The organism is Erwinia sp. PME.40.26/001 (assembly GCF_055556675.1).
Window position 1 is genome coordinate 277,240 of the sequence record NZ_JBVHNP010000005.1, and the last position, 21,737, is coordinate 298,976.

Consider the following 21,737-nt stretch of genomic DNA (forward strand, 5'->3'; position numbering starts at 1 on the left):
GGAACGGCCGCTGACGGCGGTTCCGCATTCAGACGTAAAAAGGGGTGACCGGCTAACCGGACACCCCTTTTTTATGCCAGGACGTTAAGCCTGCGGGAGCCCGTTACGGCCTCCCGCTATGCGATTAATCGCTGCTCACCACCACCAGCTTCTGGTTCACAAACTCTTTGATCCCCAGGTCGGAAAGCTCACGGCCGTAACCTGAACGCTTCACGCCGCCGAACGGCAGTTCGGCTGCCGTATTGGTCGCGGAGTTAATGTACACCATTCCGGTTTCGATACGGGAAGCCAGAGCTTTACCCCGATTGATATCCCGGGTAAAGACCGCACCGCCCAGGCCATAGTGCGAATCGTTGGCCAGTTTCACCACTTCATCATCATCTTTCACGATGTAGATCTGTGCAACGGGGCCGAAGAACTCCTCGAAGTAGGCTGGATTATCGCGGGTGATGCCGGTCAGGATCGTCGGCTGATAGAAACAGCCTTCTCCCGGAACCGGTGCGCCGCCCAGCAGCACTTTCGCGCCTTTTTCCTTCGCCTGCTGAACCTGTTTATGCAGGCTGTCGCGTGCCTCTGCCGAGGACAGCGGGCCAAGTGTGGTGCTGGCATCCAGTGGATCGCCGATTTTTGCGGCTTTAAACGTTTCGGTCATTTTTTCGATAAAGCGATCGGCCACTTTCTCATGAACGAGGAAGCGCTTGGCGGCCGTACAGACCTGACCGCAGTTGCTCAGACGCGCCCCTGCACCTGCCTTCACGGCTTTATCCAGGTCGCAGTCATCCAGTACCACAAACACGTCATTACCGCCCAGTTCGAGGGTGGTTTTTTTCAGGTATTTGCCCGCCTGCTGCGCAACGGCGCTGCCCGCACGCTCGGAGCCGGTCAGCGCCGCGCCCTGCACCCGGTCATCGGCAATCAGCGTGGCGACCTGATCGTTACTGGCAAAAATATTTGTCCAGGCTCCCGCAGGAGCACCGGCTTCCGTTACCAGTGATTCAAACAGGGTAGCGCAGTGCGGCACATTCTGCGCATGCTTCGCCAGCACCGGGTTACCGGCGGCAAGATTCGGTGCCAGTACGCGCATCAGCTGATAGAAAGGGAAATTCCACGGCTCAACGGCGACAAGTACACCAATGGGATGGTTCTCAACCCACGCTTCGCCCAGCTCTGTGGGGTACGGGGTGGGTGCAAGAAAACGCTCTGCGTTCTCAGCATAATAGCGGGCGATTTGTGCGCACAGCTGCACTTCGCCCCGGCTCTGTTCAATGAGTTTGCCCATCTCGACGCTGGCGGCTTCAGCCAGAGCGTCAACACGGCTGTCAATCAGGTCTGCCAGCTTTTTCAGCACCTGCAGACGGGGCTGCATCGCCCCTTTAGACCAGTCAGAGTGATACAGCGCGTCAGCCGTGGCCAGTGCCTGTTCAATCTGGCTGTCGCTGTGGTCGGGCCAGGATTTGATCAGCTTATTACTTGCGGGATTAATCGTCTGGTACGGCATGATGCCTCCTTTGGATAGTGTCAGTAATCAGCCGGGTTCTGGCTGTAATCTGTTAACCCGGTATAAGGGTAGTCGACAGAATGAAGGTCGTTTCGGTTCTCGGACGAGTCTCACCGGGCTGATTATCAGAGCGGGCGTCGCTGCCCGCCGTTGTGCTACACGTTCTTGCGTTCAACCACCTTACTGTCCCAGGTCAGGACATCGGCATCGGTTTTTTCAAAGGCACGTACCAGCACCTCATCACTTCCCTGCTGCGCCCAGATCCCTTCAGCCAGCCGCTCGTCGTAATTTGCGACCTCGAAAATGGCTTCGGCAATTTCGGGGGAGGTGTTGCGCAGACTGGCCCATTCGCCAACGTGATGAGCTTTCGATTGTTGTGTCGCCATAATGCTCTCCTGGGTTGATGTCGTCCGTTATTAAGGTGACTTATCAGTATAGAAGAGCGGGGGTGAACTGTCCGTGGCGAGGGTAGCATTTGCCTGGAAAATCGCCTGCCACCACATTTTTTGCCACAATCCATTAATAAAAATTAAGAGGAGAAATCAGCATGTTCCCACCTTCCCGGCACAGGGAACGGGCAGGAAGAGCACATCCCCCACGGTATACACTACGCTTAATCAGGTGGCAGACGACAGCGTCTGCTGCCATTGCACCGGTTCATCACAGCGTGAGCGGGCACAATGCAGAATGATGTCTTAACTATATCGGAGGTAAGAAATGGCAGAACATCGTGGTGGATCTGGAAATTTCGCTGAAGACCGTCAAAGAGCATCAGAAGCGGGACGCAAAGGTGGGAAGGTCAGCGGGGGAAATTTTAAAAATGACCCTAAGCGCGCCTCTGCCGCCGGGGAAAAAGGCGGCCGAAACAGTCGTGGCAGCAAAAGTAAAACGGACGAGGGAGCATAATCAGGGATGCCACCCACCGCCGGTTTTCCGGCGGTGCAGACGGCCCCCACGTACAGCGCTTGACCCTCCTCAGCTAACCCCTCACACTGACGCCAAATTTTCAGCAGAGTACTCTGATGTCAGGTTTGTTTTCTCGTTATAAGTTTGCAGTGAATCCCCAGGAAGGGGTACTGATCCTCATTACCATGGTCTGGGGCGGGACGTTTCTGGCCGTCCATCATGCCATGACAGTCAGTGGGCCGTTCTTTTTTATTGGTGTGCGCTTTGCCACGGCGGCCTTGCTGCTGGGCGTTATTTCCTGGCGCGTGCTGCGCGGAATGACCTGGTACGAGATCAAGGCCGGCACGCTGATAGGGCTGGCGATTGGTCTGGGCTACGGGCTGCAAACCTACGGCATGCAGACCATTTCCAGCAGCAAATCGGCCTTTATCACGGCGCTATACGTGCCGCTGGTGCCCATTTTACAGTGGGTTTTCCTCGGCCGGATGCCGGGTCTGATGTCGTGGGCGGGGATCGTGCTGGCATTTGGTGGTCTGCTGCTGCTGGCGGGCCCGGAAAGCGGTGAACTGGCGCTAAACGCCGGTGAAATCGCCACCCTACTGAGTACGCTGGCGATTGCCGCGGAAATTATTCTGATTGGAGCCAGTGCCGGAAAAGTTAACGTCCAGCGGGTTACGGTGATCCAGCTGGCGGCGGCGTCGGTGTTTGGTTTTATCATGATGGCCCCGAACGGAGAGACGGTGCCGTCTTTCAGCCCCTATCTGCTTTACAGCGCTGTGGGACTCGGGATGGCCAGCGCCCTGATTCAGGTGACAATGAACTGGGCGCAGCGCAGCGTTTCACCTACGCGCGCCACGGTGATCTATGCGGGAGAACCGGTTTGGGCTGGTATTGTCGGCCGCATCGCCGGTGAAAGGCTGCCTGCCATCGCCCTGCTTGGGGGAGCGCTGATCGTACTGGGCGTGCTGATCAGTGAAATGAAGTTAAAACGCAAAAAAACGGCACAGCCAAATTCCCCGCAGGCAGAGAGACAGGGGCCTTCCGGCCCCTGAAGCAGACAGCGTCAGCGCTCCTCACGCACTGCGCTCTGCCCGGTTAAGGGCGCAGTACGCTGGTAGCTGAGCAGCGCGTTAAGTAAAATCGCGCCAAAGGTGGCCGTGCCAATTCCACCCAGCGTAAAGCTACCGATCTTCAGCGCGAAATCTCCTGCCCCCAGCACCAGCGTGACGGCCACCATAATCAGATTTCCATTCTGGCTCAGGTCGACATGATTCTGAACCCAGATGCGTGCTCCGGCCACTGCGATCAGACCGAAAACGACAATGGATGCTCCGCCAATGACCGGGCCTGGAATGGTGTGAATTAAGGCACCAAACTTCGGCGAAAAGCCCAGTATCAGAGCAATGACCGCCGCGGCGACAAACACCAGCGTGGAGTAGACCTTGGTTACCGCCATGACGCCAATATTCTCCGCATAGGTAGTGACGCCGCTACCGCCGACGCTGCCGGACAGGAGGGTGGCTACCCCGTCACCGACAAAGGCCCGGCCCATATACGGGTCAAGATTGCGTCCGGTCATACCGGCCACAGCTTTAAGATGCCCGAGGTTTTCGGCCACCAGAATCACTGCGACCGGGGCGATCATTACCATCGCCTGGGTACTGAAAGTCGGGTGGGTGATCAGCGGCATGCCCAACCAGGGGGCGCTGGCCAGCAGGCTGAAATCGACAGGTTTCCCCAGGCCCAATCCGTTGGTCAGCAGGGCATAGATTGCCCAGGCGGCAATCAGCCCGATAAGGATCAGCAGGCGCTGTACCATACCCCGGGTAAACACCGCCACCCCCCCAATGCACAGCACCGTCATCACCGCCATCCAGCTGTCGAACGTGGAGGCAGAGACACCCCGTACGGCGATCGGTGCCAGGTTAAGACCGATGGCCATCACCACGGCACCGGTTACTACCGGCGGCATCAGCTTTTCTATCCAGCGGGTACCGGCCTTCATCACCACAAACCCGATCAGTGTGTAAACCAGGCCGCAGGCAATAATTCCGCCGAGAGCGACGCTGAGATGGGGATTAAGACCCTGACCGCTGAACCCGGTGACGGCGATCACCACGCCGACAAACGCCGCGCTGGAACCAAGATAGCTTGGTACGCGACCTCCGGTGATGGCGAAGAACAGCAGCGTACCCACCCCGGACATCAGGATCGACAGGTTCGGATCCAGACCCATCAACAGCGGCATCAGTACCGTGGCACCAAACATCGCCACCGCATGCTGTAAGCCCATGACCATCGTTTGCCCAGCGGGCAGTGTTTCATCAGGTGCGACGATACCCGTTGCTGATGCCGTCGTTTTCGACCATTTCGGGAACCAGGAAGCTGCCATTGAGATCTCCGGAGTATGAGTACTGCATGAAAAATCAGAAACTGCGCTGGGGCAACGGATGGTAGCCGCGATCGAACCAGATCAGGCCATGCGGGTTGTCACTGACTATCAGCGCCTGCGCTTCGCAGACCAGAATGTCGTGGGTGCCCACGCTCATCACTTGGGTGACCACGCAGTCAAATGACACCAGCGCATCGCTTAAGATCGGCGAACCGGTGGCCAGCGTGGACCAGCTGGCGGCGGCAAAACGCTGATCCATGGGCGTTTTACCGCCGAACAACGTGGATAAATCTTCATGGCCAGCTGCCAGCGTATTGACACAGAGCTGCCTGTTTTGCTGGAAGGTCTCATACACTGACGCGGAACGATTCAGGCACACCAGTAGGGTGGGGGGCGTGTCGGTGACGCTGCACACGGCCGAGGCGGTAAATCCGGCGCGGCCGGCGGGGCCATCAGTGGTAATGATGTTAACGGCCGCGCCCAGGCGCGCCATAGCGTTACGAAACTGTCGTTTGTCTACGCTGGCAGGCAGGGTTTCCGCGGCTGGCGTACTCAGGGCTTCTGACATAGTGGCTCCATATCGGCGTGGCTGACGGCCGGGCTGCTCTCCAGCAGCCAGCTCATCAGCAGAGAGTTAAAGGTAGAACTGTCGGTGACGCTCATCGCGTGCCCTCCCCAGTCCATGCGGTGCAGGGTAGCGTGAGGCAGCGCTGTCTGCAGCCGTTGAGAACAGGTCCAGGGCACCAGCAGGTCGTCGCGGGAACAGAGCAGCAGTACCGGCTGGGTGATGCGGCCAGCCCGATCGCTGTAGTCACAGGCCATCAGCGCGTGGAGGCGCTTCAGTAAATTATCCCTCCCCTGAAAATGTGCGGCGTGCAGGGTATCTTCCGCTTCAATGCGCGCCTGATTATCCGACAGCCAGTCAGCCGGGTAGAGAAACAGCGGCTGGGCGCGGACAAACGCCTCGACGCCGGCGTGCATCAGCAGATCCTGCCGCACGTGAAAACAGCGTCGCGTATGCGCATCCAGCGTTAGCCAGCCGTTGACCAGAACCAGCCGCGAGACGCGTTGCGGGTAGTCCAGCGCCAGCTGCAGGGCAACCATGCCGCCGAGCGCGTGGCCCACTATATCGAACAGCATAATATGGTGCTGTTCCAGCAGGGAGGCCAGCTCAGAGGCCATGTCCCGCATACTGTAGCCTTCCGGCAGGGTATCCGGGCTGCGGCCGGTGCCGCGCTGGTCATAAACCACCACGCGAAACGCCCGGCGCAGTTCATTCATCTGCGGCAGCCAGAAGCTTCCCAGCCCGCCGAGTCCGGCAGATAGCACCAGGGTCCTGGCCCCGGGGTCGTCGCGGCCTGACAGCTCAATATGCATAGTGAACGCCTTATTTTCCGATATGGGCCACGCTGGCAATTTCAATCAGCGCATCGGGTTTCACCAGTCCGCACTGGATGCAGAAGCGGGCCGGTTTTTCGCCGGGAAAATAGTCGGCATACACCGCATTCACCGCCGCGTAGTGCTGCCAGTCGGTAATAAAAATGGAATTGAAGGTCACGTCATCCATCGTGCCGCCTGCCGTTTCAATCACGCTTTTGATGATTTCCAGCACGTGACGGGTCTGCGCGGCGGCATCGCCGATGTGAACAACATTGTTATCTTTATCGAATGGCAGGGTACCGGACACGTACACCACACCGTCCGCCAGCGTGCCGGGAACAAAGGGGGCAATCGGGATACCCGTGCCCGGCGGGGTGATAATGGTTTTTGGCATGACTGTGCTCCGTTAAATGAGTCAGAGTTAAGCCGTCTGTGTGACGGCGGCGGGTTCAGTCTGCAGCGCGTGACAGAAGCTGCCGACGTCAGAGACCCAGCCAAAGAAGGTTTCGATATTGAATATCGCTGCCTGCTGGACAAATTGCGGGCCAGCCTGGTAGGTCGCATCCTCCAGGACAATGCCGAAATACTCCAGGAAGAAACCATCCCGCAGCGTTGATTCGACACAGACATTGGTGGCAATCCCGGTAAAGACCAGGTGGCGGATGCCCCGGCTACGTAACATGCTGTCCAGCGCGGTATTGAAGAAGCCGCTATAGCGCGGTTTTGGCAGCACAATATCACCTGGCTGTGGCGTTAGCTGATCGACCAGTTCATAGTCCCAGCTGCCTTTTGCCAGCAGCGTGCCCTGAAGCTGCGGGTTCTGACGCATGGTTTTCAGGGCGTTAGACTTATGCCAGTTGGGCGATCCCGGGCCTCCGGCTTCCACGTACTGATCGTCCCAGCCATTCTGGAACCAGATCACCTGAATACCGGCGGCGCGTGCGGCGTTCACCGCCACGTTGATCTGCTCGATCACCGGACGGGTCGCCGACACGTCAAAGCCGGCCAGATCAAGATAGCCGCCGGGCGTGGCATAGGCGTTCTGCATATCCACGACAATCAGGGCCGTCTGCTCCGGGGGAAAGACAATGGCCTCCGGGCGTGCTGGCAGGGTAATGGCATTCTGCGCCGAGGCGGTGGTACAGATCACGGCAGGTTTATCCTTCATTACGCCACCTCCCGCGCGGCGTCAGTGATGCCAGTGCGGCACGCCATCAGCGGCTGGATGCGCTCACCAAACTGATCAATACCCTGAAGGAAGTCATCAAAGGTCAGCAGGACACCCTGCGTTCCCTCCACCGAGGCCACCTCGTCCAGCATCCGCGCTACGTTCGCGTAAGAACCGACAAGGGTGCCCATATTGATATTGACGGCGGACGTCGGGTCGGCCATCTGGCGTACGTTGGTATCACTGCCGGAGCGCTTATCCTGCTGACTCTGGGTAGTCAGCCAGGACAGCGCTTCTTCATCGGCACCGGCTTTGTAATGCTCCCATTTGGCCCGTGCGGCCTCGTCGGTTTCATCCGCGATGATCATAAACAGCACGTAGGATCCGACATCACGCCCCTGCGCATCGGCAGCGGTCTTCATACGAGCCGCCGTCGGGGCGAATGCGGTAGGGGTATTAACGCCCCTGCCAAAGCAGAAGTTATAGTCGGCGTGTTTTGCTGAAAACTCCATGCCGGCATCGCTCTGACCGGCGCAGATCACCTTCATCGGCTTCTGCGGCTGCGGGCTGAGGCGACAGTCATTCATGGTAAAGAATTCCCCTTTGAGATCAGATTTACCGCTGCCCCACAAATCGCGCAGTACGCTGACATACTCGGTAAGGTAGTCATAGCGGCGTGAGAAATATTCATCGCCGGGCCACAGGCCCATCTGATCGTATTCTGGTTTCTGCCAGCCAGTGACCAGATTGACACCAAAGCGGCCACCGGAAATGGAGTCAATGGTGGAAGCCATACGCGCGACGATCGCCGGAGGCAGGGTCAGCGTGGCGGCCGTGGCATAAATTTCAATGCGCGAGGTGACGGCGGCCAGCCCGGCCATCAGCGTGAAGGATTCCAGGTTATGGTCCCAGAACTCCGTTTTACCGCCAAAGCCACGCAGTTTGATCATCGACAGAGCGAAGTCGAAATGATAATGCTCGGCTTTTTGCACAATGGCTTTGTTCAGCTCAAACGTCGGCATGTACTGCGGCGCATTGTTGGAGATCAGCCAGCCGTTGTTACCGATCGGGATAAAAACACCAATTTTCATGAGACATCCTCTGCGTAAGTGAACGTGTAAATCCCGGCGCTGCCGTGCCTCCCGCACTCTCCGTTGAAGCGGCGCTGTTAATCAGGTTGCAAGGGCTGTGCCAGTTTAGGAAAAGAGATAAATAACAAGCTGTTGAATAAATACGGTAAAAACGGGCTGGACTGATGGGTCCATTTCAGACCAGTTGGTAAAAAATCTGCACGGAAAGCAGGCAGGTGTGGTCAATAAAAGTGCATGTGCGTGATTAGGTATGCGCCAGGTGATTTGTTATTATCCCCGCACCCCACATGGATCATGGAGTCACGGTGAATTCAGCTGACCAATTACCGGCTAAAGCCCCGACGCGGCGTTCACGCGCGGTGGCAGCAAAGCGTTCCGCTATCTTGTCTGCGGCCCTGGAATATTTTTCGCAGTTTGGCATCCACGGCACCAGCCTGGATAAGGTGGCTGAACGTGCCGATGTGTCTAAAACCAATCTGCTTTATTACTTCCCTTCCAAAGAAGAGCTCTATATCGCGGTGTTGAAAGACCTGCTGGACGTCTGGCTGGCTCCGCTACGCGCCCTGCGCCATGACCAGCATCCTCTTGAAGCGATACGTGACTATATCCGTCTGAAACTGGAGGTTTCCCGCGACCATCCACAGGCTTCACGCCTGTTCTGTATGGAGATGCTGCAGGGGGCACCGCTACTGAAAGCCGAGCTGGCCGGGGATTTACGTCATCTGGTGGAGGATAAGGCGACGGTGATTGAAACCTGGGTGCGGGAGGGCAAGCTGGCGGCCGTGCAGCCGAACCATCTTATATTTATGCTGTGGGCAACGACCCAGCACTATGCGGATTTTGCCACGCAGGTGGAGGCGATCACCGGGCAGACCCTGAATGACGAGTCTTTCTTTAACCAGACGGTCGACAATGTCCAGCACATGGTGATTGAAGGTATCCGCGTACGTTAATGCCAGTGACAAACAGGACAGGATAATGGATTCCGTATCACAACTTTTACTGGGAGCCTCGGTAGGCGTCGCGGTCATGGGGCGCAGAGTCCCGGTATGGCAGGCGGCTGCCGTGGGTGCCGTGTGCGGCACGCTGCCGGACCTGGATGTCTTTATCGATCATGGCGATGCCATTCGCAATATGACCCTGCACCGCACCGAGAGCCATGCGCTTTTCTGGCTGTCGCTGGTTTCACCGCTTCTGGCCTGGCTGGTGTCCCGCCTGGCCCGTCAGCCGCAGCTGTTCCCGCGCTGGTGGGGGGCGGTATGGCTGGCACTGATCACTCACCCGTTACTTGATCTGACCACCGTGTATGGTACTCAGCTCGCACTGCCGTTTACCGATCGGCCTTTTGCCATTGGAAGCATGTTTATCATCGACCCGCTGTATACCCTGCCGCTGCTGGTGGGTGTCATTGCAGCCCTGGTATGGCGACATCCCCGGGGGAGCCGCTGGAATAGGGTGGGCCTGAGTCTTAGTTGCCTCTACCTGCTGTGGAGCATGGGTGCGCAGGCGTGGGTCAGGCACCAGGTTGAGCAGCATCTGGTACAGCAGGACGATCGCGTGCAGCAGTTGCTGGTGACGCCAACCGCCTTCAATACGCTGCAGTGGCGCGTGGTGGTAATGACCGCAGATCGCTATCAGGAAGGGTTTTATTCCCTGTTGAGCAGTGATAAACCCCTGACGCTGACGACGCACGATAATGGCAGCGCGCTCTACCAGCAGTTCAGCTCTAACTGGTACGTGCAGCGCGTGGTGTGGTTCAGCCGTGGCTTTTATGCCATGAAGCGGGTAGGGGAGCATATTACCATTACAGACCTGCGGATGGGGGAGGAGCCGGACTACAGTTTTACCTTTGATCTGGGGCCTGAGCCGCTAAAAGAGGGGCCGTTTAAACCGGAGAGAGTCAGCGTACAGCGCCCGCCGCTGGGGCAGGCGCTGCACAAGCTGTGGTCACGTTTTTAAAGGCAGCGGGTCAGAGGACGATCTGACCCGCCTTAATCATGCGGCCTTACGTTTACGCAGGAACCAGCCCACCGCCAGCAGGATAAACCACAGCGGGGTGACCATCAGCGCCTGACGGGTATCCTCTTCCAGGGTCAGCAGCACCAGCACGAAGGCAAAGAAGGCCATACAGACCCAGCACATGAGCTTGCCCAGCGGCATCTTATAGGCTGATTCCGCGTGACGTTGCGGGTGCTTCTTACGGTAGGCAAGGTAGGAACAGAGAATAATTGTCCAGACAAACATAAACAGGATTGCTGACACCGTGGTGACCAGGGTGAAGACCGTCATCACGTTCGGGATCAGGTAAATCAGGGCAACGCCACCCAGCAGACACAGGCAGGAGAAGAACAGTCCGGTTGTCGGCACCGCGCGGCGGGAAAGCATGCCGAAGCGGCGATGCGCGACGCCCTGCTGCGCCAGACCATAGAGCATACGGCTGGTGGAGAAGATGCCGCTGTTAGCAGATGAGGCTGCCGAAGTCAGCACCACAAAGTTAACGATACTGGCCGCTGCCGGTAAACCAATCAGCACGAACATTTCAACGAACGGGCTGCGATCGGCCACCACCTGGTCCCATGGCGTGACGGCCATGATCACCATCAGCGACAGCACGTAGAACATGATGATACGCAGCGGAATGGCATTAATCGCGCGCGGCAGTACGGTTCTCGGGTTGTGCGTTTCCGCCGCGGCGGTTCCCACCAGTTCGATGCCGACAAAGGCAAATACCGCAATCTGGAAGCCGGCAAAGAAGCCGCTCAGTCCTTTCGGGAACATGCCGCCGTGATCCCAGATATTACTCAGCGAGGCCGTGCCTCCCCCGGGTGATGGGTAGTGCATTGCTACCAGCACAATCCCGGTAGCAATCAGCGCCACGATGGCGACGATTTTTATGATTGCGAACCAGAACTCCATCTCCCCGAAGAGTTTTACCGTGGCGATGTTCAGCGACAGGAACACGACAATGCAGAGCAGGGCGCTCATCCATATCGAGAAGTCCGGGAACCAGAGTTGAAAATAGGAGCTGATTGCCACGACGTCGGCAATGCCGGTGACCACCCAGCAGAACCAGTAAGTCCAGCCGGTAAAATAGCCTGCCCAGGGGCCCAGCAGGTCGGCGGCAAAGTCGCTGAAGGATTTGTACTCAAGATTGGAAAGCAGCAGTTCGCCCATTGCCCGCATTACGAAGAACAGCATAAAGCCGATGATCATATAGACGAAGATAATTGACGGTCCGGCGAGGCTGATGGTTTTTCCCGATCCCATAAACAGACCAGTACCGATAGCCCCGCCGATGGCAATAAGCTGAATATGACGATTGTGCAAGTTTCGCTGGAGCGATACGGGCTCTTCGGCGGAGGCGGCGGCCTCTTTTAATTGATCAACCATTACGGGTTTCCTGTCGTGTGTGATGAGACGAAAGCTCTGACGGCTTTTCTGATGTCTGATGTTGTCGGGGTTAGTACGATCAAGAGCTTAACGTAAAAATCGGGCGGATAAAGCAAAATTGCAGCTAAACTGCGTTTAGTGTGCATCGCTTGCTTAAAAACCCGGCGTCACTTTTACCGGCTACCTGAAAGGAGGGGAGATGAAGCGATTAATTTCGCTGGGGATAGTGCTTCTGGTCTGTTGGGGCGGGGTCAGGTTCATACTGCCCAAATTACCTCCGCAGTGGGATCCGTTTGCGCCGCTGTCCGTGACCGATGCACCGACCATGGTCACGCGTTACAAGCTGAGGCAGCTGGCCGCCAGTCCTGAAGCCTGTCTGGCCGTGCTGCAGCAGGCCCAGGTGAAAGGCTATGTGAGTTTTACCCGCCCCGGTTCACAGCAGGGTCAGTGCCCCCTGGTGGATCCGGTCAGAGTGACCCGCTTTGGCGATGTGACGCTCAGCGGCGCTTTCCTCAGCAGCTGCGCGCTGGCCGTCAGCAGCACCATGATGGTTACGCAGACGCTGAAACCGCTGGCTGCCAGCGAGCTGGGTTCACCGCTGGCGCGTATCGATCACTTAGGCAGCTTCGCCTGTCGCAATATTTACCATCGGGCCCAGGGGCGGTTAAGTGAACACGCCACGGCAGACGCCTGGGATATCAGTGGGTTCCGTTTGCAAAACGGCAGGCGTATCAGCGTGCTTAATCACTGGTCTGAAGAGAGTGCGCGTGGCCGCTGGCTACACGCCGTCTTTGCCGGCAGTTGCGATCTGTTCGGCACCGCACTGGGCCCGAATTACAATGCGGCCCACGCCAACCATTTCCATTTTGGTATGCGTGGCTTCGGCCTTTGTCGTTAGGGTGAGGGTGTGCATCGCCTTTACCCGTGGCAAATACGAGGAGAAAAATTAAGCCCGCGTGAGCGGGGAGGCTGATAAAGGCTGCGCCTGATTTTATTTCTGACGGGTTGAAAAATAAAAAAGACATTCCCATAAAGGGGGCCAGGATCGGCGTTGATAAAACCGGCCCGTACAGTTCGCAACATGACCCAACAGAAAGCGGTCGGCAAGCCGACGCTGGCACAGAATAATAGCGCTTTGCGGGGAGCCTTCAGCCTCTTTTAACACCAACAGGATGCAGGTACCGGCTTTTGCTCCCTCCCTGATAGTCGGTACTGACAGAAAGGCGTGATCTTAAAACGGGGAACAGGGCCTTAAGTGTGGGCTGGCACAATCCCATGTAAAGGTTGTGGAGTTATCTGATGTTCATTCACCTTCATTAATCTATGCTGTAAAACTCAAATGGTCATAGAGGCGAGACTTTTCTATAGGTATCAGTGTATTTATGCCGGTGCGCTTGAGCAGAACAGCCCTGTGGGCAGGGATTGACCACCGGATAGTGTAAAACTATTAGATGTAATACCGATAACAAATGGGTCAAAATTATTGAATGTTTATAGGAAAAATCCTATTCTACCGCAGTAAGGTGAGGCAGGTGAGAAATCGATGTATCTTGTTGACGGCGCTTAAAGAAAAAAATAATGCAGAGCATCAATAAGGTGGGCGGGCTTTTCAGGCTTATTGGCCTGAACCTTTTCACGCGATTCACTGACCGGTACCTGAACATCAAAAATTGTGTTTCTGCAAGAAGTATTGCGCCGGAAAATTAGATTGTATTCGCAATTTTATTCATTTTTTATGCGGTATTAATCAACATAAGAATGATAATCAGGCGAGGCATCACTCCCTGACCGGCTGAGGCGTTAATGACATCTGAGAACTATTTCAGCTGGCGATCCGAAATGCAATTAGCCTTTCGCAATGGAAGCGATGTTGCTCATATTACCCGGTTAATTGAACAACAGGCGAACGAACTGGAATTCGATTTTTATGCACTTTTTATTCGGCATCCGGTGCCTTTTACCCGGCCCAAGACTTTTTTTTACTGTAATTATCCCAAAAAATGGGTTGAGTATTATTTGCAGGAAGACTTCGCCCGGTCCGACCCGGTGTTGAAAAAATGTTTTTTGCCCGGAGTAGTATGGCAGTGGCAAGCGGTTGAGGCGGGTGACGGTCAGCGTGTGCTGGATGCGGCGCGGGAGCATGGTATCTGCCAGGGCATCTCATGCTCTGTGCTGGCAAACAACAGAGCCGTAGGAATATTATCTCTTTCTACGGCCAGTTCATCTAAAAATAGGGCATTAACACCGGAAATTGAACTTAAACTCCAGTATATTTCGGAGCTGGCTATGGCTGCGCTCATTACGATGAATGATATTTCGATGTCCATCGCCAGACTGGAATTAAGTGAAAGGGAACGTGAAATTCTTAAATGGACAGCGGAGGGGAAAACATCAGCGGAAATATCACTGATCCTTTCAATTTCTGAGAATACGGTTAACTTTCACCAAAAAAACATGCAAAAACGATTTAACGCACCAAATAAAACGCAAGTTGCCTCTTATGCAGCAGCAATCGGTTTAATCTGATAGAGGTTGCAACTACCAGATTTGGTAGTTTCGAATAACTAACTGGTTGTCTACCCTGCGCCCAGGGTAGCAACCCTGCCCGAACCGTCAGGAGCGGCGCTCACGAGGGAATGCGACAGGGGATCATAAATGAAGATTATCCAGACCAAGCTGAAGGACATGCCATCGTCGTTGTTGGCAGAATTAGGAAGTTACCGTTACAGCGTCTTCGCCAGGGGCGAAGGGTGGTCGATTCCGTCACGCCTGAGTACACCCGGTCAGGAATATGACCGCTACGATCGTTCTGATGTCATCTGGCTGATAGCCTGGACCGCGCAGCATGGAATTTGCGGCTGTGCCCGTCTGATGGCCTGGCACGATCCGGATAATAACCGCGCGGTGGCAGGCGGTGACAGCACCCGTATCGACAGTCAGGTTGTCTGGGAGATGTCACGCTTTTCTGCCCGACTGGAAATTGATGCCGAGCTGCCGCTGAATATTTTATGGCATGCGGTGCAGCTGGCGGAGCAGTCCGGTATTCAGTATCTGTTCAGCGCGGCAACGCCGATGCTGGAGCAGATGTTTGAACAGCATCAGGTGGACTACGACCTGCTGACTCCGGGGATTATTCAGTCAGAAGACAATCTGTTTGCGGTCAAAATTCCGGTCAGGCAGCCCCATCTTGCGGAGAAGTTCCACGGTGCGCGTCGGTTCAGACCGGAAGAGGTGCTGCCGACATTAGGGGTATCCGTGAGCTGGGGGCCGCGCGATCGTTAACCGTGCCACTTTGACCACAGCGCGATCAGTAACCATGCTGCTGCGCACCAGCACGAAACGGCTGCCAGCAGTGCAAGGGGCAGCCGCAGTAGCGTAATAAAATACCAGAGGCTCAGCAGATAGATAAAATAGGGCACTATCGCCCACATGCCGAAGATAATGGTGGTACGCAGGGCATCAATGCCGCGTTCGCTGGCCACGATATAATGGGCGATCAGGGCAAAGGTGGGGAACAGCGGGATTAATCCGGCGATGTAGTAATGGCGTGTTTTAGACAGCACGCCAATCAGCACCACGACGAGTGCCCCCAGTGCCGCTTTGAAAAGTAAGGCCATTGTTTTGTTCTGTCGGTTAAATCACTACGTTGTGATAAAACCACGGAAAAAGCAATGGCCCTTTTACCTGCCGCGGGCCGCCAGGACCCGACGGATCACTGACGGTAAGCGTGTTTAATCTGCTTTACAGTGTTGCTGAACACTTCAGCCTGTTTTTCGTCTTCCAGCCCGGCAATATAACGCTCCAGATTGATGATGACTTTACCGGCATCGGCCTGACCCATGCCTTTCAGCATCAGGGTGACCAGAGCCTTCATACAGGTCACTTCATTCGCCAGTGCCTGTGCTTCTTCGCTGGTTGAAAAGTCAATCCCACTCATGATTTCTCCCGTTAGTCATTGAAAAACAGTGCTCACGGTGCAGGCACCGAACACTCAAAAGTTGCGCCAAGTATATCATATAACAGCGGTAAGCCATCACCGTCTGCGCCGTTCAATTGCGCGAACCACCCAGGTCTAATCTGAACAGCCTGGCATTGCCGGGGATAAACAGGGGGGAAGTGAATAACGACAGCGGAACGAAAAGATCGAGAGGGGCGGTGGGACATCCGGTTAGGGTCTTTAACCTGGGGCTTTTATTGGACTTATGGTGTAAATATTTATTGCCAAGATAATTAATGTCTGAGATTGACGCTTATCGGATTTACTGCGACATTTTGACCTGAATTAACCGCATTTATATCCGGGAGGATGCGGTGAACGCACCGTATTATTTTTATTCTAACAGCCTTGAAAAAGTAGTAACATAACCGTCCTGCCTATATCACTTTCTTCATCTGCATAAGCCACTTAGGGAGCATCGTTTGATAAGCGTTTTTCTTGTTGATGACCACGAGCTGGTACGCGCAGGTATTCGTCGTATCCTGGAAGATATTAAAGGTATCCAGGTGGTGGGTGAAGCCAACTGCGGCGAAGAGGCAGTGAAATGGTGCCGTACAAACCGTGCTGATGTGCTGCTGATGGACATGAACATGCCCGGAATTGGTGGGCTAGAGGCTACGCGCAAGATCATCCGTTACACGCCTGACTGCAAAATTATTATGCTGACCATCCACACGGAAAATCCGCTGCCAGCTAAAGTCATGCAGGCGGGGGCTTCAGGCTACCTCAGCAAAGGGGCGGCACCGCAGGAAGTGGTCAGTGCGATTCGGTCGGTCAACGCCGGGCAACGCTATATCGCTTCCGACATTGCCCAGCAGATGGCCCTCAGCCAGATTGAACCGCAAAAGGCAGAATCCCCGTTCAGCTGTTTGTCGGAACGCGAGTTGCAGATTATGCTGATGATTACCAAAGGCCAGAAAGTGACGGAAATTTCCGAACAGCTCAATCTGAGTCCTAAAACCGTTAACAGCTATCGCTATCGCATGTTCAGTAAACTGAATATCAGCGGCGACGTAGAGTTAACGCATCTCGCCATTCGTCATGGCCTGTACAGCGCGGAGCCGTTAATCAGTAGTGAATGATCTGTTTGATGCAAAGAATTTTCTGAAAACTGTCACCAGCCAGCCGGGCGTTTACCGGATGTACGATGCTGGTGGTACGGTGATCTACGTTGGCAAAGCCAAAGACCTCAAAAAGCGCCTTTCCAGCTATTTCCGTGGAAACCTGGCCAGCCGTAAGACGGAAGCGCTGGTGGCCCTTATCTGCCAGATTGATGTCACGGTCACCCATACGGAAACCGAAGCGCTGCTGCTGGAACACAATTACATCAAACTTTACCAGCCACGCTACAACGTGCTGCTGCGTGATGATAAGTCCTACCCCTATATTTTTCTCAGTGCTGACGCTCACCCGCGCCTGGCCAGCCATCGTGGGGCAAAACACGCTAAGGGCGAATATTTTGGTCCTTTCCCCAACGGTTATGCGGTGCGTGAAACCTTGTCCCTGCTGCAGAAAGTATTCCCGGTGCGCCAGTGTGAAAACAGCGTCTATCGCAACCGCTCCCGGCCCTGCCTGCAATATCAGATTGGCCGCTGTCTGGGGCCGTGCGTTGAGGGACTGGTGTCCGAAGAGGAATATGCCCGTCAGATCGACTACGTGCGGCTGTTCCTTTCCGGCAAAGACGATCAGGTCCTGAATCAGCTGGTTGGCCGCATGGAGCAGGCCAGTAAAGAGATGCGTTTCGAAGAGGCCGCCCGCCTGCGCGATCAGATCCAGGCCGTGCGCCGCGTGACGGAAAAACAGTTTGTTTCCAATCAGGGCGACGATCTGGACGTGATCGGCGTTGCGTTCGACTCGGGTATGGCCTGCCTGCACGTCCTGTTTATCCGTCAGGGTAAGGTACTGGGCAGCCGGAGCTACTTCCCGAAGGTGCCGGGCGGAACCGAACTGGCAGAAGTGGTACAGACGTTTGTGGGTCAGTTCTATTTGCAGGGCAGCCAGGCGCGCACGCTGCCAGCCGACATTCTGCTGGACTTCACGCTCCCGGAAAAAGACCTGCTGGCAGAATCGTTAAGCGGACTGGCCGGGCGGCGTATTGCCATCCAAAGCAAGCCGCGCGGGGACCGGGCACGCTACCTTAAGCTGGCGCGCACCAATGCGGCTACCGCGCTGGTGACTCGCCTGGCACAGCACTCTACCATTCACCAGCGTCTGTCGGCGCTGGCCGACACGCTGAAGCTGCCGGCGATCCGCCGCATGGAATGTTTTGATATCAGCCATACCATGGGCGAACAGACGGTGGCATCCTGCGTCGTGTTTGATGCCAACGGGCCGCTGCGCAGCGAATATCGCCGCTATAATATCACCGGCATTACCCCGGGCGATGACTATGCCGCAATGAACCAGGTGCTGCGCCGTCGTTATGGCAAAGCGCTGGAAGAGGACAAAATCCCAGACGTGATCCTGATCGACGGTGGCAAAGGCCAGCTATCTCAGGCCAAAGAAGTGTTTGCCGGGCTGGATGTCCCCTGGGATAAGCACCATCCTCTGTTGCTGGGTGTGGCAAAAGGCACTGACCGCAAGGCCGGACTGGAAACGCTGTTCCTTGAGCCGGAAGGGGAGGGTTTTTCCCTGCCGCCTGACTCCCCGGCGCTGCATGTTATCCAGCATATTCGTGACGACTCTCACAATCATGCAATTACGGGTCACCGGAATAAACGGGCCAAAGTGAAGAACACCAGTGCGCTGGAAACCATCGAAGGCATAGGCCCAAAACGCCGTCAGATGCTGCTTAAGTACATGGGGGGCCTGCAACCGCTGATGAATGCTTCGGTGGATGAAATTGCCAGCGTCCCGGGGATCTCACACGGTCTGGCGGAAAAAATCTTCCACGCGCTGAAACACTAAGCATTGCAACACCCGGGGCAATGTAGGAACATAGGGACAAATTCTACTCTGTCCAGACAGTTAGCGTAATTATGCCATTTAATATTCCGACCTTACTTACCCTGTTTCGCGTAGTCTTAATCCCGTTCTTTGTGCTGGCATTTTATCTGCCATTTCAATGGGCTCCACTGGCCTGTGGGCTGATTTTCATCTTCGCCGCGATAACAGACTGGTTCGATGGCTACCTTGCCCGTCGCTGGAAACAGACGACGCAGTTCGGAGCGTTCCTTGACCCGGTAGCGGATAAAGTGATGGTGGCGATGGCGCTGGTGCTGGTGGCTGAGTATTTCCACTCCTGGTGGATCACGCTGCCGGCGGCAACGATGATCGCCCGTGAAATTATTATCTCCGCGCTGCGCGAGTGGATGGCAGAAATCGGCAAACGTAACAGCGTTGCTGTTTCCTGGATTGGTAAAGTGAAAACCACGGCGCAGATGCTGGCGTTGTTTGCGCTGTTATGGCATCCGAACCCCATTGTTGAAGGTGTTGGCGTGGTGGCGTTATACATTGCTGCCGTGCTTACTTTCTGGTCAATGTTCCAGTATTTGAGCGCTGCGCGCGGCGATTTGCTCGAACGGTGATCGAAGCGACTTAAAAAGCAGCAAACGGATACGTTGTGAGGATAATTTGGTTGACTCATTCCGCCAGAACAGTAGAATGCAACGCATCGAAAGGCAGCTCAGGTCGCCAGAAGATAAAGCAAATCAGCAGGTTCTGTGAGTATGATTAAAAACAGAATGTGAGCTGATAGCACTGCGGGAATAGCTCAGTTGGTAGAGCACGACCTTGCCAAGGTCGGGGTCGCGAGTTCGAGTCTCGTTTCCCGCTCCAGATTACGACATCAGAGATGACTCTCTGATGACAAAAAAGAATTAAAGGCGCGTTGGCAGAGTGGCCATGCTACGGATTGCAAATCCGTCTACCTCGGTTCGACTCCGGGACGCGCCTCCAATTAACACCCAAGCCCGGGTGGTGAAATCGGTAGACACAAGGGATTTAAAATCCCTCGGCTTATGGCTGTGTGGGTTCAAGTCCCACCCCGGGCACCATTTTAGAACTACCGATTAAAACGAATAAAAACAAGCAGTATGCAGTAATGTCGTAACCGCCCAAGGGCGGTTTTTTTGTTTCTGTCATTCGGCTTTTCTGATTTTTTGCCCCCGTGTGATCCTTCCTTCTGAAACGAATATCCGCACTCTTTTCGGCAGCCTGACTTCCTGCATAATCGTGCTTCAGTGGAGGTATAGCCGGTAAACACCGGATGTGTTGCGGGTATAAGGTACTCCCGGACGCTTCAGGAGCATGCTGACTGACATTCACCCCGAGGATCGGGGAAAAGGTTGACCCTTTTTCCCGTGATTGAACTTCAGGGAGTTGAAGTGCAGAATTAATGTCGGATAAAGGGAGTTTTCATTGAACATCAAAAAGTTAGCTATTCTGCTTCTTATCATCGTCGCAGCGACGGGCTGTACATCCAGAAAAAAATTACCGTTTGTGCCAGTCGATTACCCCGGATATGCGTGGTCTTCCCACCAGGATGGCGTGATTTACGGACCTGCGGAGGAAGAGACGGAGGTGCGTTATGACGTCAACGCCGATGGACGGGTAGAGAACGTCAGAGTGACAGCGGGAAAGCCTGAATTACGGTTTAAAGCGTATCTGCAGAAAAAAATGCGGGATGACTGGCGATTCGAAGAAAATGAGCCTCAGATGGGGCGGTCTCTGATCGTGAAGCACAGACAATAATTTTCCGGACGCTGTCACCCGGCCACCGTATCGGATGCGGCCCTGCGCACGACTATCACCGGCAATACCGTCATCAGGGGGAGGGATTGAACCGATCTGCCTGCGCCTGCGGCGAATAAAAGCCCGACGGGTTATTCACCCAGCCAGCGCACCATTATAGTCACCGACTCGCCGGAAATCGTGCGTTGTTCAACATCCTGCCAGCCGAGGCGTCGGTAAAGCGCCTGCTTATCCGGCGTATAAAGCCACAGCGCTTCTATCCCCTGCTCACCCGCGCGCGTTATGCAGGCGTTGATCAGTGCCGATCCTGTTCCTTTGCCGCGCCACTCGCGCGGGGTAAACACTTCTCCCAGCCAGAAACGGCGCTCCGGCCGGTCGTCCAGCTCGTACTCAATCACGCTGGCGGTACCGGTCAGCGTCCCGTCGGCCGTTGAGGACACAAACGTGAAGCTGCCGCGCTCATCGTGGTTACGCTCCAGCAGGCGTTGCTCAATCACGGGCAGCGAGGACCAGGCAGGAATGCCTGACCACTCGCTGTGGAGCAGCCGGGCAATTTCACGGTGGCGTTCAGGCTGCTGGCGTAGCGGAAAAATAAGCATCATTTGGTTCCTCAGCGGGGTGTTGCCTGGCAGGGCGATAAAGAATTATCTACACTCTTTGGCAGTTGTCTTCCTTTCTTTATCTTGTCGTGGCTATAATTGCCATATCGTTTAGTTAGAGCTCTAATTATCAGGCATCTTACCTATTGAATACCCAGGAACTGAATTTCTCCCGTCTGCTGCATCTCACTGCCCACGCCTGGCGTCAGGCAATCGATCGGCGCATGAAAGATAACGGTCTCAGCATGAGCAGCTGGATGGCGGTCGCGACTATCGCCATTCAGGATAAGCCCATGAGTCAGAAAGAGCTGGCGCAGGCGCTGGGGCTGGAAGATGCCAGTGTGGTGCCTCTGATTGACCGACTGGTGAAACAGAATCTGGTGGAACGGGTTCAGCCTCCTGAGGATCGGCGTAAACGGCTGCTGCACGTCACCCCAAAAGGGGAGTTACTCTATCAGCGCCTGAAAACCGAGGCCGATGCCCTGCGCAATGAGCTGCTCTCTGGCGTCAATCCGGGCGAGCTGGCCGTCACTCAGCGCGTATTACAGCAACTGCTGGCGGCGACAGAGGTAAAGTAAGGTGTCGCGCAATAAAACCAATCCCTACGCACCGCGAGAGTGGGCC

General features: G+C 55.4%; 24 protein-coding genes and 3 tRNA genes. 15 read left to right on the top strand and 12 right to left on the bottom strand.

The features are described from left to right. Positions 1-124: 124 nt before the first annotated feature. Positions 125-1,498, bottom strand: coding sequence for an NAD-dependent succinate-semialdehyde dehydrogenase (locus ACZ3HG_RS16285; protein WP_191933245.1), 1,374 nt, complete (start codon positions 1,496-1,498; stop codon positions 125-127). A gap of 155 nt (positions 1,499-1,653) precedes the next feature. Next, a complete protein-coding gene (locus tag ACZ3HG_RS16290; protein WP_465333407.1) occupies positions 1,654-1,884 on the bottom strand; it encodes a YccJ family protein in 231 nt (76 codons plus the stop codon). A gap of 331 nt (positions 1,885-2,215) precedes the next feature. On the opposite strand from ACZ3HG_RS16290, the gene ACZ3HG_RS16295 reads away from it, so the two are divergent. Both ACZ3HG_RS16295 and ACZ3HG_RS16300 read left to right on the top strand, forming a co-directional pair. Further along, positions 2,216-2,404 (top strand): con-10 family general stress protein, encoded by a 189-nt coding sequence (locus ACZ3HG_RS16295; protein WP_465333409.1) that lies wholly within the window; start codon positions 2,216-2,218, stop codon positions 2,402-2,404. 116 nt (positions 2,405-2,520) lie between these two features. Then, positions 2,521-3,456, top strand: a complete 936-nt coding sequence (locus ACZ3HG_RS16300; RefSeq protein ID WP_191933242.1) for a DMT family transporter — start codon at positions 2,521-2,523, stop codon at positions 3,454-3,456. Between the two features lie 11 nt (positions 3,457-3,467). Here ACZ3HG_RS16300 and rutG read toward each other — a convergent pair whose 3' ends face one another. The 6 genes from rutG to rutA are packed head-to-tail and all read right to left on the bottom strand — an operon-like array spanning position 3,468 to position 8,435. After that, positions 3,468-4,796 carry a pyrimidine utilization transport protein G gene (rutG, locus tag ACZ3HG_RS16305; RefSeq protein WP_191933241.1) on the bottom strand — a complete coding sequence of 443 codons (1,329 nt, stop codon included), beginning with the start codon at positions 4,794-4,796 and terminating at the stop codon, positions 3,468-3,470. Positions 4,797-4,830: 34 nt separating this feature from the next. Next, complete coding sequence (gene rutF / locus ACZ3HG_RS16310) at positions 4,831-5,364, bottom strand: NADH-dependent FMN reductase RutF (protein WP_191936469.1); 534 nt, start codon at positions 5,362-5,364, stop codon at positions 4,831-4,833. Then, complete coding sequence (rutD, locus tag ACZ3HG_RS16315) at positions 5,349-6,173, bottom strand: pyrimidine utilization protein D (RefSeq protein ID WP_465333412.1); 825 nt, start codon at positions 6,171-6,173, stop codon at positions 5,349-5,351. The genes rutF and rutD overlap by 16 nt, the downstream gene beginning before the upstream one ends. Before the next feature lie 10 nt (positions 6,174-6,183). Further along, complete coding sequence (gene rutC, locus ACZ3HG_RS16320) at positions 6,184-6,570, bottom strand: pyrimidine utilization protein C (protein ID WP_191933238.1); 387 nt, start codon at positions 6,568-6,570, stop codon at positions 6,184-6,186. A gap of 27 nt (positions 6,571-6,597) precedes the next feature. Next, positions 6,598-7,344 (bottom strand): pyrimidine utilization protein B, encoded by a 747-nt coding sequence (gene rutB, locus ACZ3HG_RS16325; RefSeq protein WP_191933237.1) that lies wholly within the window; start codon positions 7,342-7,344, stop codon positions 6,598-6,600. Then, entirely contained in the window at positions 7,344-8,435 is a 1,092-nt protein-coding gene (gene rutA / locus ACZ3HG_RS16330; RefSeq protein ID WP_191933236.1) for a pyrimidine utilization protein A, read from the bottom strand. The genes rutB and rutA overlap by 1 nt, the downstream gene beginning before the upstream one ends. 287 nt (positions 8,436-8,722) lie before the next feature. On the opposite strand from rutA, the gene rutR reads away from it, so the two are divergent. Together rutR and ACZ3HG_RS16340 are read left to right on the top strand one after the other, a co-directional pair. Further along, positions 8,723-9,388, top strand: coding sequence for an HTH-type transcriptional regulator RutR (rutR, locus tag ACZ3HG_RS16335; protein WP_191933235.1), 666 nt, complete (start codon positions 8,723-8,725; stop codon positions 9,386-9,388). A gap of 25 nt (positions 9,389-9,413) precedes the next feature. After that, positions 9,414-10,394: a metal-dependent hydrolase gene (locus tag ACZ3HG_RS16340; protein ID WP_465333415.1), complete on the top strand. Its 981-nt coding sequence runs from the start codon at positions 9,414-9,416 to the stop codon at positions 10,392-10,394. Positions 10,395-10,430: 36 nt separating this feature from the next. Here ACZ3HG_RS16340 and cycA read toward each other — a convergent pair whose 3' ends face one another. Then, on the bottom strand, positions 10,431-11,825 hold the full coding sequence (gene cycA / locus ACZ3HG_RS16345) for a D-serine/D-alanine/glycine transporter (protein ID WP_191933233.1): 1,395 nt from the start codon (positions 11,823-11,825) through the stop codon (positions 10,431-10,433). A 199-nt stretch (positions 11,826-12,024) separates the two neighbouring features. On the opposite strand from cycA, the gene ACZ3HG_RS16350 reads away from it, so the two are divergent. From ACZ3HG_RS16350 to ACZ3HG_RS16360, 3 genes are all read left to right on the top strand, one after another. Next, positions 12,025-12,723: an extensin-like domain-containing protein gene (locus ACZ3HG_RS16350; protein WP_465333417.1), complete on the top strand. Its 699-nt coding sequence runs from the start codon at positions 12,025-12,027 to the stop codon at positions 12,721-12,723. 905 nt (positions 12,724-13,628) lie between these two features. After that, positions 13,629-14,351, top strand: a complete 723-nt coding sequence (gene sdiA / locus ACZ3HG_RS16355; RefSeq protein WP_191933231.1) for a transcriptional regulator SdiA — start codon at positions 13,629-13,631, stop codon at positions 14,349-14,351. Between the two features lie 129 nt (positions 14,352-14,480). Beyond that, positions 14,481-15,107 carry an autoinducer synthase gene (locus tag ACZ3HG_RS16360; RefSeq protein ID WP_191933230.1) on the top strand — a complete coding sequence of 209 codons (627 nt, stop codon included), beginning with the start codon at positions 14,481-14,483 and terminating at the stop codon, positions 15,105-15,107. Here the strand turns inward: ACZ3HG_RS16360 and ACZ3HG_RS16365 are convergent. Further along, positions 15,104-15,442, bottom strand: coding sequence for a GlpM family protein (locus ACZ3HG_RS16365; protein WP_191933229.1), 339 nt, complete (start codon positions 15,440-15,442; stop codon positions 15,104-15,106). The genes ACZ3HG_RS16360 and ACZ3HG_RS16365 overlap by 4 nt on opposite strands. 95 nt (positions 15,443-15,537) lie before the next feature. Next, positions 15,538-15,762, bottom strand: coding sequence for a DUF2594 family protein (locus tag ACZ3HG_RS16370; protein WP_191933228.1), 225 nt, complete (start codon positions 15,760-15,762; stop codon positions 15,538-15,540). Between the two features lie 482 nt (positions 15,763-16,244). On the opposite strand from ACZ3HG_RS16370, the gene uvrY reads away from it, so the two are divergent. The 7 genes from uvrY to ACZ3HG_RS16405 all read left to right on the top strand — a co-directional run bounded on the left by uvrY (position 16,245) and on the right by ACZ3HG_RS16405 (position 20,514). Continuing rightward, positions 16,245-16,904 carry a UvrY/SirA/GacA family response regulator transcription factor gene (gene uvrY, locus ACZ3HG_RS16375; protein WP_191933227.1) on the top strand — a complete coding sequence of 220 codons (660 nt, stop codon included), beginning with the start codon at positions 16,245-16,247 and terminating at the stop codon, positions 16,902-16,904. After that, entirely contained in the window at positions 16,897-18,729 is a 1,833-nt protein-coding gene (gene uvrC / locus ACZ3HG_RS16380) for an excinuclease ABC subunit UvrC (RefSeq protein ID WP_191936474.1), read from the top strand. Before uvrY ends, uvrC begins: the two co-directional genes overlap by 8 nt. Positions 18,730-18,800: 71 nt before the next feature. Continuing rightward, positions 18,801-19,349 (top strand): CDP-diacylglycerol--glycerol-3-phosphate 3-phosphatidyltransferase, encoded by a 549-nt coding sequence (gene pgsA / locus ACZ3HG_RS16385; RefSeq protein WP_191933225.1) that lies wholly within the window; start codon positions 18,801-18,803, stop codon positions 19,347-19,349. Positions 19,350-19,523: 174 nt separating this feature from the next. After that, positions 19,524-19,599: transfer RNA gene (locus tag ACZ3HG_RS16390), tRNA-Gly, on the top strand. A gap of 46 nt (positions 19,600-19,645) precedes the next feature. Then, positions 19,646-19,719, top strand: a tRNA-Cys gene (locus ACZ3HG_RS16395). 12 nt (positions 19,720-19,731) lie between these two features. Beyond that, a tRNA-Leu gene (locus ACZ3HG_RS16400) sits at positions 19,732-19,817 on the top strand. Between the two features lie 364 nt (positions 19,818-20,181). Beyond that, a complete protein-coding gene (locus ACZ3HG_RS16405; RefSeq protein ID WP_465333420.1) occupies positions 20,182-20,514 on the top strand; it encodes a hypothetical protein in 333 nt (110 codons plus the stop codon). A 131-nt stretch (positions 20,515-20,645) separates the two neighbouring features. On the opposite strand, the gene ACZ3HG_RS16410 is transcribed toward ACZ3HG_RS16405, so the two are convergent. After that, positions 20,646-21,116 (bottom strand): GNAT family N-acetyltransferase, encoded by a 471-nt coding sequence (locus ACZ3HG_RS16410; protein ID WP_342354650.1) that lies wholly within the window; start codon positions 21,114-21,116, stop codon positions 20,646-20,648. Positions 21,117-21,259: 143 nt separating this feature from the next. Between ACZ3HG_RS16410 and ACZ3HG_RS16415 the strand changes: the two genes are divergently transcribed. Then, entirely contained in the window at positions 21,260-21,691 is a 432-nt protein-coding gene (locus tag ACZ3HG_RS16415; protein WP_191933223.1) for a MarR family winged helix-turn-helix transcriptional regulator, read from the top strand. Positions 21,692-21,737 lie beyond the last annotated feature (46 nt).

Bases quoted from the DNA above. Each gene is read 5' to 3' on its own strand.
- rutD (WP_465333412.1), bottom strand. From the start codon at position 6,173: ATGCATATTGAGCTGTCAGGCCGCGACGACCCCGGGGCCAGGACCCTG.
- sdiA (WP_191933231.1), top strand. From the start codon at position 13,629: ATGACATCTGAGAACTATTTCAGCTGGCGATCCGAAATGCAATTAGCC.
- rutA (WP_191933236.1), bottom strand. From the start codon at position 8,435: ATGAAAATTGGTGTTTTTATCCCGATCGGTAACAACGGCTGGCTGATC.
- rutR (WP_191933235.1), top strand. From the start codon at position 8,723: ATGGATCATGGAGTCACGGTGAATTCAGCTGACCAATTACCGGCTAAA.
- rutG (WP_191933241.1), bottom strand. From the start codon at position 4,796: ATGGCAGCTTCCTGGTTCCCGAAATGGTCGAAAACGACGGCATCAGCA.
- rutF (WP_191936469.1), bottom strand. From the start codon at position 5,364: ATGTCAGAAGCCCTGAGTACGCCAGCCGCGGAAACCCTGCCTGCCAGC.
- rutB (WP_191933237.1), bottom strand. From the start codon at position 7,344: ATGAAGGATAAACCTGCCGTGATCTGTACCACCGCCTCGGCGCAGAAT.
- ACZ3HG_RS16350 (WP_465333417.1), top strand. From the start codon at position 12,025: ATGAAGCGATTAATTTCGCTGGGGATAGTGCTTCTGGTCTGTTGGGGC.
- ACZ3HG_RS16290 (WP_465333407.1), bottom strand. From the start codon at position 1,884: ATGGCGACACAACAATCGAAAGCTCATCACGTTGGCGAATGGGCCAGT.
- ACZ3HG_RS16370 (WP_191933228.1), bottom strand. From the start codon at position 15,762: ATGAGTGGGATTGACTTTTCAACCAGCGAAGAAGCACAGGCACTGGCG.
- ACZ3HG_RS16295 (WP_465333409.1), top strand. From the start codon at position 2,216: ATGGCAGAACATCGTGGTGGATCTGGAAATTTCGCTGAAGACCGTCAA.
- rutC (WP_191933238.1), bottom strand. From the start codon at position 6,570: ATGCCAAAAACCATTATCACCCCGCCGGGCACGGGTATCCCGATTGCC.
- ACZ3HG_RS16340 (WP_465333415.1), top strand. From the start codon at position 9,414: ATGGATTCCGTATCACAACTTTTACTGGGAGCCTCGGTAGGCGTCGCG.
- ACZ3HG_RS16365 (WP_191933229.1), bottom strand. From the start codon at position 15,442: ATGGCCTTACTTTTCAAAGCGGCACTGGGGGCACTCGTCGTGGTGCTG.
- ACZ3HG_RS16300 (WP_191933242.1), top strand. From the start codon at position 2,521: ATGTCAGGTTTGTTTTCTCGTTATAAGTTTGCAGTGAATCCCCAGGAA.
- pgsA (WP_191933225.1), top strand. From the start codon at position 18,801: ATGCCATTTAATATTCCGACCTTACTTACCCTGTTTCGCGTAGTCTTA.
- cycA (WP_191933233.1), bottom strand. From the start codon at position 11,825: ATGGTTGATCAATTAAAAGAGGCCGCCGCCTCCGCCGAAGAGCCCGTA.
- ACZ3HG_RS16360 (WP_191933230.1), top strand. From the start codon at position 14,481: ATGAAGATTATCCAGACCAAGCTGAAGGACATGCCATCGTCGTTGTTG.
- ACZ3HG_RS16285 (WP_191933245.1), bottom strand. From the start codon at position 1,498: ATGCCGTACCAGACGATTAATCCCGCAAGTAATAAGCTGATCAAATCC.
- ACZ3HG_RS16410 (WP_342354650.1), bottom strand. From the start codon at position 21,116: ATGATGCTTATTTTTCCGCTACGCCAGCAGCCTGAACGCCACCGTGAA.